This is a genomic window from Pseudomonas sp. S04, assembly GCF_009834545.1.
Classification (GTDB): Bacteria; Pseudomonadota; Gammaproteobacteria; order Pseudomonadales; family Pseudomonadaceae; genus Aquipseudomonas.
In genome coordinates, this window is the sequence record NZ_CP019427.1 from 4,875,835 (window position 1) to 4,889,386 (window position 13,552).

General features: G+C 61.9%; 12 protein-coding genes. 8 read left to right on the top strand and 4 right to left on the bottom strand.

The features are described 5' to 3' along the window. Nucleotides 1-2: 2 nt before the first annotated feature. The 4 genes from PspS04_RS21655 to PspS04_RS21670 all read right to left on the bottom strand — a co-directional run bounded on the left by PspS04_RS21655 (nucleotide 3) and on the right by PspS04_RS21670 (nucleotide 3,881). A complete protein-coding gene (locus PspS04_RS21655) occupies nucleotides 3-851 on the bottom strand; it encodes a cache domain-containing protein (RefSeq protein WP_159997691.1) in 849 nt (282 codons plus the stop codon). An 87-nt stretch (nucleotides 852-938) separates the two neighbouring features. Next, nucleotides 939-1,784 carry an ATPase gene (locus PspS04_RS21660; protein WP_174244596.1) on the bottom strand — a complete coding sequence of 282 codons (846 nt, stop codon included), beginning with the start codon at nucleotides 1,782-1,784 and terminating at the stop codon, nucleotides 939-941. Between the two features lie 93 nt (nucleotides 1,785-1,877). Next, on the bottom strand, nucleotides 1,878-2,885 hold the full coding sequence (locus PspS04_RS21665; RefSeq protein ID WP_095165858.1) for an NAD-dependent epimerase/dehydratase family protein: 1,008 nt from the start codon (nucleotides 2,883-2,885) through the stop codon (nucleotides 1,878-1,880). Nucleotides 2,886-2,981: 96 nt separating this feature from the next. Continuing rightward, complete coding sequence (locus tag PspS04_RS21670; protein ID WP_095165860.1) at nucleotides 2,982-3,881, bottom strand: LysR family transcriptional regulator ArgP; 900 nt, start codon at nucleotides 3,879-3,881, stop codon at nucleotides 2,982-2,984. Between the two features lie 96 nt (nucleotides 3,882-3,977). Here PspS04_RS21670 and PspS04_RS21675 point away from each other — a divergent pair, with 96 nt between their 5' ends. The 8 genes from PspS04_RS21675 (at nucleotide 3,978) to PspS04_RS21710 (ending at nucleotide 13,487) form a co-directional block, all read left to right on the top strand. Then, nucleotides 3,978-4,379: an ACT domain-containing protein gene (locus PspS04_RS21675; RefSeq protein ID WP_159997693.1), complete on the top strand. Its 402-nt coding sequence runs from the start codon at nucleotides 3,978-3,980 to the stop codon at nucleotides 4,377-4,379. Nucleotides 4,380-4,384: 5 nt separating this feature from the next. Next, the gene (locus tag PspS04_RS21680; RefSeq protein WP_159997695.1) at nucleotides 4,385-4,987 is read left to right on the top strand and encodes a LysE/ArgO family amino acid transporter; all 603 of its coding nucleotides are present in this window, start codon (nucleotides 4,385-4,387) and stop codon (nucleotides 4,985-4,987) included. A 175-nt stretch (nucleotides 4,988-5,162) separates the two neighbouring features. Continuing rightward, on the top strand, nucleotides 5,163-5,759 hold the full coding sequence (locus PspS04_RS21685) for a superoxide dismutase (RefSeq protein WP_095165865.1): 597 nt from the start codon (nucleotides 5,163-5,165) through the stop codon (nucleotides 5,757-5,759). 326 nt (nucleotides 5,760-6,085) lie between these two features. Continuing rightward, on the top strand, nucleotides 6,086-8,140 hold the full coding sequence (locus tag PspS04_RS21690) for a putative bifunctional diguanylate cyclase/phosphodiesterase (protein WP_095165867.1): 2,055 nt from the start codon (nucleotides 6,086-6,088) through the stop codon (nucleotides 8,138-8,140). Nucleotides 8,141-8,330: 190 nt separating this feature from the next. Continuing rightward, complete coding sequence (locus tag PspS04_RS21695; RefSeq protein WP_095165869.1) at nucleotides 8,331-9,674, top strand: imelysin family protein; 1,344 nt, start codon at nucleotides 8,331-8,333, stop codon at nucleotides 9,672-9,674. 163 nt (nucleotides 9,675-9,837) lie between these two features. Then, on the top strand, nucleotides 9,838-11,265 hold the full coding sequence (locus PspS04_RS21700; protein WP_159997697.1) for a di-heme oxidoreductase family protein: 1,428 nt from the start codon (nucleotides 9,838-9,840) through the stop codon (nucleotides 11,263-11,265). Between the two features lie 45 nt (nucleotides 11,266-11,310). Then, the gene (locus PspS04_RS21705; protein WP_159997699.1) at nucleotides 11,311-12,375 is read left to right on the top strand and encodes an imelysin family protein; all 1,065 of its coding nucleotides are present in this window, start codon (nucleotides 11,311-11,313) and stop codon (nucleotides 12,373-12,375) included. Between the two features lie 14 nt (nucleotides 12,376-12,389). Then, nucleotides 12,390-13,487 (top strand): DUF1513 domain-containing protein, encoded by a 1,098-nt coding sequence (locus tag PspS04_RS21710; RefSeq protein ID WP_159997701.1) that lies wholly within the window; start codon nucleotides 12,390-12,392, stop codon nucleotides 13,485-13,487. Nucleotides 13,488-13,552 lie beyond the last annotated feature (65 nt).

Sequence of the window (13,552 nt, forward strand, 5' to 3'; positions counted from 1 at the left end):
GGTCAAGGACTGTAATACCCCACCGCCACCAGCCGGTTGCCGACTTTTTTCAGGTAGGCGTGCTTGTTCTCCACCTTGCCAGTAACCGGGTTTTTCCAGCGGTATTGGTACTCGCCCTGATCCTGCGTAGCCATCAGCGCCAGGATCGGCTCGCCCACCGGTTTGCCTTCCGGGTCCTTGATCTTGCCGAAGTCGGTGTTGATCAGGCGCAAGTTGGTGCCGTGGGCCAGGTATCGTTGATTGTCGAGATTGACCACGAACACATACAGGTCGTCCTGCAGGAAACCACCCTGCAGGGAATTGATCGATTTGAGCGTGGCCTGTTCATCCTTGGCCAGGTCGGCCGCCGCTTTATCGAGCAGGGCCTTGGCCTGCTCGGCGGACGCCCGTGGCAGGTAGTAACCGACCGCAAGAATCCGCTGGCCGATGCGCTGGTAGTACACACGCTTGCGCTCGACCTTGCCGTCAGCCCAGTTCTGCCAGCGATACTCGGCGGTCTGGATGCCGTTGCCCTCAGGCACCAGCAAGGCGTTCTTGAAGGCTTTCTGCAGATCAGGGCCGAGCACTTCGGACACATCGCGCCCGATCAATGCCGAGGACGGCCCGCCACTGGCGAGCATCGTGCCCTTGGTGTCGAGCACAAAGACGTATTTGTCCTTGTCGACAAACTCGCCCTGGCGACTGAAGGCGGCAAACGCCTTGTCCCCCTGGTCGTGGTAATAGGCCAGGGCCTTTTCCAGCAAGGCCAGCGCGGCCTTGTCCTCATCGGCGGCCTTGGCCGCCGCCTGCACCTGCCCCAGGCACAACAGCAGTAACCCGCCGAGCAGCACGGCTTTTTGCAGAAACCTCATTGCGCGTCCCTCGTTCTTGTTGATGTTTCAAGAGCGTAGACGGCTTGAGGCTATGTACGAATATTCAGCAAAACCCAGCTGGCCCGATCAAGGGCGAGTGCTGATCTGCTGCTGCAAATTGCGGATCTGGGTCTGCAAGGTGGTGATGTTGCGTGTGACCTGGCCACGGAAAGCATCGAACTCGGCCACTGTAGCGCCGCCTTGCGGGGTCGCCGGGCGATTGTCCTGCTCGCTCTTGATCACCAGCAGCTCCTGCTCCAGACGGTCGATGGCCGCGCTCGGATTACCCTGCTTCTTCAATGCGGCGATCTCGACACTGAGGCTTTTAAGCTCAGCCTCGACCTTGCTGGTATCGGCCGGCGTGCTCTTGAGGCTGGTCACCTCGGCACCCAGGGTCTTGAGTTCGCTTTGCAACTGGCTATTGAGGGTACGCTGCTCGGCGCTTTGCGCCGCGATCTGTGCCAGGCGTTTGTCCAGGTCAGTCGCCTGCCCCACCACGCCCTGCTGTTGCTGGCCCTGCTCCAGCAACTGGCTCTCAAGCTGTTTGATTTGCAACTTGAGCGCTTCACTGTCGCTGCTGACGTTGGTCTGGCTGGCGACGACCTTGCCGGAAATGTCCTGCAAGCGCCCGGCCGCTTCCTCACTGATGCGCGCGAAGCTTTCCTGGGTAGCGACCAACTGCTGCTCCATCAGCGAGATCTGCTGGAAGCTCCACCAGGCCAGGCCAATGAACGCAAAGAACAGCGCGCCCACCAACGCCCACAACGGGCCGGTGCTGGGTCCCTTGACCTGGACCGCAGGGACGCTGCGCGCCTGCACGCTGCTGCGTTCGCGGGTGGGGCCGGTGGTGTGGAAGTCATCGTGATCGAAGCTGTCGGCACGCAGGCTCGGCACATTATCGAAGTCGTCGTTGGCATCGTTACGCATGGACATGAGTCAACCTTTTGGAACCACAGAAATGGCTAAATGCGCCGAGTATAAACCTTGAACTCGGCGCATTGATCGACCCCGAACCCGTCACTCGGTTCAGTGCCGGGGGTGTCCGCCGATGTCCTGGGCCTTCCACCAGCCACAGAATTCATCCAGCGCCGCCCACAGGCTGACTTTCGGGTCGTAGTCCAGATAATGCCGGGCGCGGCTGATGTCCAGGGTGAAATTTTTGTTCATCACCTGCATTCCCAGGCGCGACAGGGTCGGCTCGGGGCGCCCCGGCCAGAGTTTGCAAAAACCCTCGTTCAGCGCTGCAACGCTGTAGGCCAGGCCGTAGGAACGGTACCGCGTGACCTGCGGTACCTCCATCTGACGCATCACATAGTTGACCACGTCCCACACCGGCACGGGGGCACCGTTGCTGATGTTATACACCTTGCCCAGCGCCGAACCGCTGGCCAGCAGACAGCTGAGCATGGCCTCATTGAGGTTCTGCACGCTGGTGAAGTCGACCTTGTTCAGGCCATTGCCGACAATCGCCAAGCGCCCCTTGCGCTGCATTTTCAGCAGTCGCGGGAAGATGCTCATGTCACCGGCGCCGGTGACAAAGCGCGGGCGCAGGGCCAGCACTTCGAGCCCGAACTCCTGGGCGCCGAAGACCTTCTGCTCGGCCAGGTACTTGGTCGCCGCGTAGGGATGCTTGAACCGCTTGGGCACTTGCTCTTCGGTCAGGCCCAGGTGGTCGCGGCCATCGAAGTAGACCGACGGCGAGGACAGGTGCACCAGGCGGCGGACGTTTTGCTTGAGGCAGGCCTCGACCACGTTTTCGGTGACCAGCACGTTGCCCTGATGGAAATCCTGATAGCGCCCCCACACCCCTACCGCACCGGCGCAATGCACCACGGCATCGACGTCCACGCACAGGTCGCGCACCAGTTGCCCATCGGTCAGGTCGCCCTGGACGAACTGGGCACCGCGGCGCACCAGATGCTCGACGCTCTCGGCCCGGCGACCGTTGACCCGCACGTCCAGGCCCTGCTCCAGGGCGAACCGCGCAAAGCGCCCGCCAATGAAGCCGCTTGCGCCGGTGACCAGAATTTTCATGTATTGCTCCTACAGATGCAGTTCCAAGCTTCAAGCCACAAGCTGCAAGTTAAAAACGGTACGCAAGCTCTTCACTTATCGCTTGCTGCTTGACGCTTACCGCTGCTCCAACGGCACCAACCATTGGCTGGATAAGCGCACCAGATGCTCGGTGAGTAAGCCGAGCAGTTGGCCACCATTGCGCCAATGATGCCAGTACAGCGGCACATCGATCGGTTTATCTGCCAACAACTCCACCAGCACACCGCGCTCAAGTTGCTCGCGCACCTGCAATTCCGGCACCAGGCCCCACCCCAGGCCCGCTTCGGTCAGGCGAATGAAACCTTCGGAAGACGGGCACAAATGATGCTCAAAACCGCCCTCGACGCCCAGGGACGCCAGGTAGCGATGCTGCAGGAAATCGTCAGGACCAAACACCAGTGCCGGGGTGCGAGCCAGTTGTTCGGCTTGCACCCCATGCGGGAAATGCCGGCTTATAAAGGCCGGACTGGCCAGGGCCCGATAACGCATGGCGCCCAGCAAGACACTACGCGCACCGGCCACCGGGCGCTCACTGGCACACAGGCAGGCCGCCACTTCTCCGGCACGCATGCGCTTGAGGCCGACGGTCTGGTCCTCTACTACCAGATCCAACAGCAAATGCTGTTCTGCACAAAAATCCCCCACCGCCCCCGCCCACCAAGTCGCCAGGCTGTCGGCATTGAGGGCGATGCGCAGGCGCTCGGGCAGGCCGGCTTCATCCAGCGCCGGCACCAGGCTTTGCAGGTCGCGCTCAAGCAGGCGCACCTGCTGGACATGGTTGAGCAGACGCCGGCCGATCTCGGTCGGTGCCGGTGGCGTGGCCCGCACCAACACTGGCTGGCCGACCCGCGCTTCGAGCAGCTTGATCCGCTGGGAAATCGCCGACTGCGAGAGTCCCAGCACCTGCGCCGCACGCTCGAAGCCGGCTTGCTCAACCACGGCAGCCAGGGCGGATAACAATTTATAGTCGAACATCAGTTTTCCTAATGAGCGATCAGCAATATTGGTTTTTCTTATACAGCTTGGAACAGGAGAATAGCCAGCATCCACTCTTGCCCAAGGATCAGCGACATGGCTGGCGAAACCTCACTCAACACCTTGCTGCGCAGCATGAGCCCGCACCTGAACGACGGCGAATACGTGTTCTGCACGATTGCCGACGGGCAACTGCCAGTTGGTTGCGAAATCATCGGCAGCTTTCGTGAACAGGAAGGCCTGACGGTGATCCTCGAACGCTCCAGCGCCCTGAAATGTGGGCTGGCCTTCGACTACGTGGCGGCCTGGATCACCCTCAACGTGCACTCGGCCCTGGAAGCTGTCGGCCTCACCGCCGCCTTCGCCACGGCCCTGGGCCAGGCCGGTATCAGTTGCAACGTGATTGCCGGCTACTACCACGACCATCTGTTTGTCGGCCAGGGCGAAGCAGAACGCGCCATGACCGTACTCACGCAACTGGCGGCGAACGCGGAGTAAGGCTCATGTGGCAAAGCTATGTAAACGGTCTGTTGGTGGCGTTCGGCCTGATCATGGCGATCGGCACGCAAAACGCCTTTGTCCTGGCGCAAAGCCTGCGCCGTGAACATCATCTGCCGGTGGCCGCACTGTGTGTGGTCTGCGACGCGCTACTGGTGGCGGCCGGGGTGTTTGGCCTGGCCACCGTGCTCGCGCAGAACCCGACCCTGCTGGCCATCGCGCGCTGGGGCGGCGCGGCGTTCCTGATCTGGTACGGCAGCCTGGCGCTGCGTCGGGCCTGTTCGAAACAGAGCCTGCAACAAGGTGAGGACCAGACTGTGCGCTCGTTGCGCGCAGTGCTGCTCAGCGCACTGGCGGTGACCCTGCTCAACCCCCACGTCTACCTCGATACGGTGTTGCTGATCGGCTCGCTCGGCGCCCAACAGACCGAGCCCGGGGCCTATGTGGTCGGCGCGGCCAGTGCTTCGTTGCTGTGGTTCTTCACCCTGGCCCTCGGCGCGGCCTGGCTCGCTCCCTGGCTGGCTCGCCCCAGCACCTGGCGGATTCTCGACTTGCTGGTGGCGGTGATGATGTTCGCGGTGGCCTTTCAATTAATTGTCGCCAGTTGAATATCGCAAAAGGCTCTGGAACCTCTATCCCACACAGTTGTTGCGTGGTTATGCCGCACCCCCGGTGCTATGATCCGACACCTGCGCCGCAAAGAGTACAAACTCCCCGGCGCTAGTCTGGCCGCCCGTGATCGGCCTTGCGCTCACCGCAACTGACCTGATTAGGAGAATCACCATGGCTTTCGAATTGCCGCCACTGCCTTACGCACACGATGCACTGCAGCCGCACATTTCCAAGGAAACGCTGGAGTTTCACCACGACAAGCACCACAACACCTACGTCGTGAACCTGAACAACCTGGTGCCAGGCACCGAGTTCGAAGGCAAGACTCTGGAAGAAATCGTCAAGTCTTCTTCGGGTGGCATCTTCAACAACGCCGCTCAAGTGTGGAACCACACTTTCTACTGGAACTGCCTGGCGCCAAACGCCGGCGGTCAACCAACCGGCGCGCTGGCTGAAGCCATCAACGCTGCTTTCGGTTCGTTCGACAAGTTCAAGGAAGAGTTCAGCAAAACCTCCATCGGTACCTTCGGTTCCGGCTGGGGCTGGCTGGTGAAAAAGGCTGACGGTTCCCTGGCCCTGGCCAGCACCATCGGCGCCGGCAACCCGCTGACTAACGGCGACACCCCGCTGTTGACCTGCGACGTCTGGGAACACGCCTACTACATCGACTACCGCAACGTGCGTCCAAAGTATGTGGAAGCGTTCTGGAACCTGGTCAACTGGAAGTTCGTGGCTGAGCAGTTCGAAGGCAAAACCTTCACCGCTTGAGTCCGCTTGCTGTGAAAAAACCCGGCATTGCCGGGTTTTTTTATGCCTGTGGCTGGCCCATGCCCCCCAGAAAACACCCCTGCCCTTGCTCCAGCGCCGCAGGCGGCTACCATCTAGCAAATACAAATATTCTCCCCTGCCCCTCAAGTTGCAGGAGGTGCGTACCGACACAATACAAATGGGCTTCAATAACCGCTTACCCAAGGTTATGCGGCCAGGCCGGCGGACAACATCCACCTGGCTCGATTGTCCCTTTGACTGCCATCACGGGATTGCCAATACTCATGGCATCTTGACGTTACCCGCACGGAACAAGGAATTACCCTTTGAAGCTGGAACTCAAAAACAGCTTGTCGGTGAAGTTGCTCCGGGTTGTGCTGTTGTCGGCATTGATCGTGGGTGTGGTCTTGAGCTGCGCACAGATCGTCTTTGATGCCTACAAGACGCGCCAGGCAGTGGCCAACGACGCCGAACGCATCCTCGACATGTTTCGCGACCCATCGACCCAGGCCGTCTACAGCCTGGATCGGGAAATGGGCATGCAGGTGATCGAAGGGCTGTTCCAGGATGACGCCGTGCGCATGGCCTCCATCGGCCATCCCAATGAAACCATGCTGGCGGAAAAAAGCCGTGAACTGCAGCATTCCGATAGTCGCTGGCTGACCGACCTGATCCTGGGCAAGGAGCGCACCTTCACCACCCAGTTGGTGGGTCGCGGTCCCTACAGTGAGTACTACGGCGACCTGAGCATTACCCTCGACACCGCCACCTATGGCCAGGGATTTATTGTCAGCTCGGTGATCATCTTCATTTCCGGCGTATTGCGGGCATTGGCCATGGGGCTGGTGCTGTACCTGGTCTATCACTGGCTGCTGACCAAGCCGCTGTCGCGGATCATCGAGCACCTGACCACCATCAACCCCGACCGCCCCAGCGAACACAAGATCCCCCAGCTCAAAGGCCACGAGAAAAACGAACTGGGGCTGTGGATCAACACTGCCAACCAGTTGCTCGAATCCATCGAGCGCAATACCCATCTGCGCCATGAAGCGGAGAACAGCCTGCTGCGCATGGCCCAGTACGACTTTCTCACCGGCCTGCCCAACCGCCAGCAGTTGCAGCAGCAACTGGACAAGATTCTGGTGGATGCCGGGCGCTTGCAACGCCGGGTCGCGGTGATCTGCGTTGGCCTGGACGATTTCAAGGGGATCAACGAGCAATTCAGCTACCAGACCGGTGACCAACTGTTGCTGGCCCTGGCCGACCGCCTGCGCGCCCACAGCGGTCGCCTCGGCGCGCTGGCACGCCTGGGTGGCGACCAGTTCGCCTTGGTGCAGGCTGATATCGAGCAACCCTATGAAGCCGCCGAACTGGCGCAAAGCATTCTTGATGACCTGGAAGAGCCGTTTGCCCTTGATCATCAGGAGATCCGCCTGCGCGCCACCATCGGCATCACCCTGTTCCCGGAGGACGGCGACAGCACCGAAAAGCTGTTGCAGAAAGCCGAGCAGACCATGACCCTGGCCAAGACCCGCTCGCGCAACCGCTACCAGTTCTACATTGCCAGCGTCGACAGCGAAATGCGCCGGCGCCGCGAACTGGAAAAGGACCTGCGCGAGGCCCTGCGTCGCGAACAGCTGTTCCTGGTCTATCAACCGCAGATCAGCTATCGCGATCACCGGGTGGTAGGAGTCGAGGCGCTGATTCGCTGGCAGCATCCGGAGCACGGACTGGTACCGCCGGACCTGTTCATCCCGCTGGCGGAACAGAACGGCAGCATCATCGCCATCGGCGAGTGGGTCCTGGACCAGGCCTGTCGGCAGTTGCGCGACTGGCACGACCAGGGCTTCAGCGACCTGCGCATGGCGGTCAACCTCTCCACCGTGCAACTGCACCACGCCGAGCTGCCACGGGTGGTCAACAACCTGCTGCAGATGTACCGCCTGCCGCCGCGCAGCCTGGAGCTGGAAGTGACCGAGACCGGCCTGATGGAAGACATCAGCACCGCCGCCCAGCACCTGCTCAGCCTGCGCCGCTCCGGCGCCTTGATCGCCATCGACGACTTTGGCACCGGCTACTCCTCCCTCAGCTACCTGAAAAGCCTGCCGCTGGACAAGATCAAGATCGACAAGAGCTTCGTCCAGGACCTGCTGGACGACGATGACGATGCCACCATCGTGCGCGCGATCATCCAGTTGGGTAAAAGCCTGGGCATGCAGGTGATTGCCGAGGGGGTGGAGACCGCTGAGCAAGAGGCCTACATCATCTCTGAGGGCTGCCACGAAGGTCAGGGTTACTTCTACAGCAAGCCGCTGCCGGCCCGGGAATTGAGTGCGTACCTGAAACAGGCGCAACGCAGCAACGTCTTGAGCCCGCTGTAGCAGCGTGTAGCAGCGGTCGAGCCCGCGAGGCCGCTGCTACACAAGTGCGTGGCGCGCTTGATCCCGCGTCGATGAATAAGAAATATTTCCAGGTACAACCCTTTACACATAATGCGAAAGATTTGCATTATGTCGCAGTTTTGCGCGTCCACCGCGCTTGTCCCTCATCTACCGAAGCAGGATGTTCGCCATGATTCGTATGCCTCTGGCTACCGCCAGTTTGCTGGCCATCGCTATTTCCCTCGCCGGTTGCGGCGAAGGTAAAGACAAGGCTGCTGCTCCTCAAGCGCCTACTCCAGCCGCCAGCACCGCAGCACCTGCTGCTCCGGCTGCCACAGGCAAAGTCGACGAAGCCGCTGCCAAGGCCGTAGTCGCGCATTACGCCGATATCGTCTTCGCCGTCTACAGCGATGCCGAATCCACCGCGAAAACCCTGCAAACCGCGATCGACGCCTTCCTCGCCAAGCCGAACGACGAAACACTGAAAGCCGCCAAGGCTGCCTGGGTTGCCGCTCGTGTGCCTTACCTGCAGAGCGAAGTGTTCCGCTTCGGCAACACCATCATCGACGACTGGGAAGGTCAGGTTAACGCCTGGCCTCTGGACGAAGGCCTGATCGACTACGTCGACAAGAGCTACGAGCACGCCCTGGGCAACCCGGGTGCCAGCGCCAACATCATCGCCAACACCGAAGTCCAGGTGGGTGAAGACAAAGTTGACGTGAAAGACATCACCGCGGAAAAACTCGCCAGCCTGAACGAGCTGGGCGGTTCCGAGGCGAACGTCGCCACCGGCTACCACGCCATCGAATTCCTGCTCTGGGGCCAGGACCTGAACGGCACCGGCCCAGGCGCTGGCAACCGTCCAGCCTCGGACTACCTGGAAGGCACCGGCGCTACCGGCGGCCACAACGATCGCCGTCGCGCCTACCTCAAGGCCGTGACCCAACTGCTGGTCAGCGACCTGGAAGAAATGGTCGGTAACTGGAAGCCGAACGTGGCCGACAACTACCGCGCCACCCTGGAAGCCGAGCCAGGCGAGACCGGCCTGCGCAAAATGCTGTTCGGCATGGGCAGCCTCTCGCTGGGCGAACTGGCCGGCGAGCGGATGAAAGTGTCCCTGGAAGCCAACTCGCCTGAAGACGAGCAGGACTGCTTCAGCGACAACACCCACAACTCGCACTTCTACGACGCCAAGGGCGTGCGTAACGTGTACCTGGGCGAATACACCCGTACCGACGGCACCAAGATGACCGGCGCCAGCCTGTCGTCGCTGGTGGCCAAGGCCGACCCGGCTGCCGATACCGCCCTCAAGGCGGACCTGGCTGCGACCGAAGCCAAGCTGCAGGTCATGGTCGATCACGCCAACAAGGGTGAGCACTACGACCAGTTGATCGCCGCTGGCAACACCGCAGGCAACCAGATCGTGCGCGACGCTATCGCCGCCCTGGTCAAGCAGACCGGTTCGATCGAGCAGGCTGCTGGCAAACTGGGTATCAGCGACCTGAACCCGGATAACGCTGATCACGAGTTCTGATCAACCCCGGCAAAATAGAAAGGCGACCTTAGGGTCGCCTTTTTTATGGGCGCCACCCTGTCGACCCGCCGTGACGAATCAACCAAACGATAATTCCTCTTATTCAAATTCCCCTGCCCTGTTAGACTTTGCGCCCTGTTTTGCTCGACTTTCTGGATACCCGATGCCCTCGCTGCCTCTTCGCTTGTCTGCACTGCTACTGGCCCTGGGCCTGAGTGCCTGCGATGACGCCCCGCGGTTTACCGAGGCAGAACCCGGTGAAGCCCGCTCCGGGGGCGCGGCAACCGTGCGCAAGAGCGACCAGAACGCGTTTTCCCTGCCGTCGGCCAATCTCTCGCCGACAAGGCGGCTGGATTTCAGTGTCGGCAACAGCTTTTTCCGCAGCCCGTGGGTCACCGCCCCCTCGACGACCACCGCCCGTGACGGCCTGGGCCCGCTGTTCAATACCAACGGCTGCCAGAATTGCCACATCAAGGACGGTCGTGGCCACCCTCCGGCGCCGGATGCCGAGAACTCGGTCTCGATGCTGGTGCGCCTGTCGATTCCCGATGCGCCGGCCTACGCCAAGCTGATCGAGCAGGTCGGAGTAGTCCCCGAGCCGGTCTACGGTGGGCAGTTCCAGGACATGGCGGTCCCCGGTGTCACACCGGAAGGCAAGGTCCGGGTCGAATACACCCCGGTGGTTGTGCAATTCAAGGACGGCAGCACCGTCGAACTGCGCAAACCCAGCCTGCAGATCAGCCAACTGGGCTACGGCCCGATGCACCCGGACACACGGTTTTCCGCGCGAGTGGCCCCGCCGATGATCGGCCTTGGCCTGCTGGAAGCCATCCCCGATGCGGCGATCCTGGCCAACGCCGACCCGCAGGACAACAACCGTGACGGCATCAAGGGCCGGCCGAACCTGGTCTGGGACGACGCGCAGCAAAAAACCGTGCTGGGGCGTTTTGGCTGGAAAGCCGGGCAACCGAACCTCAATCAACAAAATGTTCACGCGTTTTCTGGTGATATGGGCCTGACCACCAGCCTCAGGCCTTTCGATGACTGCACCGCAACCCAGACCGACTGCTTGCACGCGCCCAACGGCAATGGCCCCGATGGCGAGCCGGAAGTCAGCGACAACATCCTGCGCCTGGTGCTGTTCTACAGCCGCAACCTCGGCGTACCGGCCCGCCGCGACGTCAACGATGCCCAGGTGCTGGCCGGCAAGAACCTGTTTTTCCAGGCCGGCTGCCAGTCGTGCCACACACCCAAATTCACCACCGCCGCCACTGCCGCCGAACCCGAGTTGGCCAATCAAGTGATTCGCCCCTACAGCGATCTGCTGCTGCATGACATGGGTGAAGGCCTGGCGGATAACCGTACCGAGTTCCAGGCCTCCGGTCGCGACTGGCGCACCCCGCCACTGTGGGGCATTGGCCTGACGCAGACGGTCAGCGGCCACACCCAGTTCCTGCATGACGGCCGCGCCCGCAACCTGCTCGAAGCCGTACTCTGGCACGGTGGAGAGGCTTCAGCGGCGCAGCAACAGGTTTTAGCTTTCAGTGCCGAGCAGCGCGCGTCGCTGCTGGCCTTTTTGAATTCGCTTTGAACGCCTATCCCATTTGCTTTGCCCCATACACATAGGGAGCCCGACATGTTTCGTCCCAAGTTGTTGTTCACCAGCCTTGCCGCCCTCGCCCTCGGCGCCTGCGCGCCCCAGGACCCACAAGCGGTTACTTCGGCAGCCATCGCCAAGCAAGTGATCCTGCCGACCTACAGCCGTTGGGTCGACGCCGATCGCCAACTGGCGGTCAGCGCCCTGTCCTACTGCGAAGGCAAGTCTGACCTGGCCACCGCCCGCGCCGACTTCCTCCACGCCCAAAAAGCCTGGGCCGAACTGCAGCCGTTGCTGGTCGGTCCGCTGGCCGAGGGCAACCGCTCCTGGCAGATCCAGTTCTGGCCGGACAAGAAGAACCTGGTCGGACGCCAGGTCGAGCAATTGCTTAGCGCCCAGCCGCAGATCGATGCCGCGGCACTGGCTAAATCCAGCGTGGTGGTCCAGGGCCTGTCGGCCTATGAGTACATTCTGTTCGACGCCAAGAGCAACGTTGCCGACGCTGCGCAGAAAGCCCGCTACTGCCCGCTGCTGACCGCCATTGGCGAACGGCAGAAACTGCTGGCCGAAGAAATTCTCGCCAGCTGGAACAGCACCGACGGCATGCTGGCGCAGATGACCAAGTTCCCCAACCAGCGGTACGCGGACTCCCACGAAGCCATCGCCGACCTGCTGCGCGCCCAAGTGACTGCGCTGGATACCCTGAAGAAAAAACTCGGCACGCCAATGGGCCGCCAGACCAAGGGCATTCCCCAACCGTTCCAGGCTGATGCCTGGCGTAGCCAGTCGTCGCTGCCTAGCCTGCGGGCCAGCCTCAGCGCCGCGCAAACCGTCTGGGTTGGTGTCGACAACAAAGGCCTGCGTGGCCTGTTGCCCGCCGAGCAAAAGCCGTTGGCAGACAAGATCGACGCCGCCTATGCCGCGTCGCTGAAGCTGTTCGACAGCAACCTGAGTTCGCTGACCGAAATGCTCGGTGACGATGCCGGCCGCCAGCAACTCAACGATCTCTACGACAGCCTCAACGTCGTCCATCGCCTGCACGAAGGCGAACTGGCCAAGGCGCTGGGCATCCAACTGGGCTTCAACGCCAACGACGGTGACTGATGAGGGTTAGCTCCATGCTGCGACGCCAGGCTCTGACTTTCGGCAGTTTGTTGCTGGGCGCGGTGACGCTGGGCGGCTGGAAGCTGTTCAAGCAAACGGACCACGGCCCTTTGCTGCTTTCAGCCCGCGATGACAGCGACGGCAAGCACTACGCCGTCGGCTATCGGCTGGACGGCACTCGAGTGTTCGCCACCGAAGTCGGCCAGCGCTGCCACGACATCATCAATCACCCCGAGCTGCCGATCGCCCTGTTCGTCGCCCGGCGACCGGGGACCGAAAGCTACCTGGTGGACCTGCGCGACGGCAGGTTGCTGCAAACCGTGGTTTCGCAAGCGAACCGGCACTTCTACGGCCACGCGGTCATCCACAAGGATGGCGAGTGGCTGTACGCCACCGAAAACGACACCACCGACCCGGGCCGCGGCCTGCTCGGGGTGTACCGTTTCGAGGGCGAGCGCCTGGTGCACAGCGGCGAGATTTCCACTCACGGCATCGGCCCGCACCAGGTCTCCTGGATGCCCGACGGTGAAACCCTGGTGGTGGCCAACGGCGGGATTCGCACCGAGGCCGAAAGCCGGGTCGAAATGAACCTCGACGCCATGGCACCCAGCCTGGTGCTGATGCAGCGCGACGGCACCCTGCTGAGCAAGGAAACCCTGGCCCAGCAGATGAACAGCGTGCGGCATATGGGCATCGCCAGCGATGGCACCATCGTCACTGGCCAGCAATTCATGGGCGCCGCCCACGAGTCGTCCGAGCTGCTGGCCATCAAGCGTCCCGGCCAGCCCTTCGTCGCCTTCCCGGTCGATGAGCACCAGTTGCAAGCCATGGGGCACTACACCGCCAGTGTCGCGGTCCACAGTGAACTGCGCCTGGTGGCGTTGACCGCGCCACGGGGCAACCGCTTTTTCATCTGGGACCTGGACAGCGGCGAAGTGCAGCTTGATGCCCCGCTGCCCGATTGCGCCGGGGTCGGCGCGGTGGCCGATGGTTTTGTCGTGACCTCGGGCCAGGGTCGTTGCCGTTTTTATGATTGCCGCAAGGCACCGCTGATGGCCCAGCCCCTGGAATTGCCGGCAGGGCTCTGGGACAACCATTTGCATTTGGTCTGATGCCTACAGCGGTCAGGGCTGACCCGACACATATGGAATCACAGGCACACAGGGAGTAATGTGCC

Coding starts and splice junctions, on each gene's coding strand:
- PspS04_RS21670 (WP_095165860.1), bottom strand. CDS start 3,881: ATGTTCGACTATAAATTGTTATCCGCCCTGGCTGCCGTGGTTGAGCAA.
- PspS04_RS21655 (WP_159997691.1), bottom strand. CDS start 851: ATGAGGTTTCTGCAAAAAGCCGTGCTGCTCGGCGGGTTACTGCTGTTG.
- PspS04_RS21660 (WP_174244596.1), bottom strand. CDS start 1,784: ATGTCCATGCGTAACGATGCCAACGACGACTTCGATAATGTGCCGAGC.
- PspS04_RS21695 (WP_095165869.1), top strand. CDS start 8,331: ATGATTCGTATGCCTCTGGCTACCGCCAGTTTGCTGGCCATCGCTATT.
- PspS04_RS21685 (WP_095165865.1), top strand. CDS start 5,163: ATGGCTTTCGAATTGCCGCCACTGCCTTACGCACACGATGCACTGCAG.
- PspS04_RS21710 (WP_159997701.1), top strand. CDS start 12,390: ATGCTGCGACGCCAGGCTCTGACTTTCGGCAGTTTGTTGCTGGGCGCG.
- PspS04_RS21665 (WP_095165858.1), bottom strand. CDS start 2,885: ATGAAAATTCTGGTCACCGGCGCAAGCGGCTTCATTGGCGGGCGCTTT.
- PspS04_RS21675 (WP_159997693.1), top strand. CDS start 3,978: ATGGCTGGCGAAACCTCACTCAACACCTTGCTGCGCAGCATGAGCCCG.
- PspS04_RS21705 (WP_159997699.1), top strand. CDS start 11,311: ATGTTTCGTCCCAAGTTGTTGTTCACCAGCCTTGCCGCCCTCGCCCTC.
- PspS04_RS21680 (WP_159997695.1), top strand. CDS start 4,385: ATGTGGCAAAGCTATGTAAACGGTCTGTTGGTGGCGTTCGGCCTGATC.
- PspS04_RS21700 (WP_159997697.1), top strand. CDS start 9,838: ATGCCCTCGCTGCCTCTTCGCTTGTCTGCACTGCTACTGGCCCTGGGC.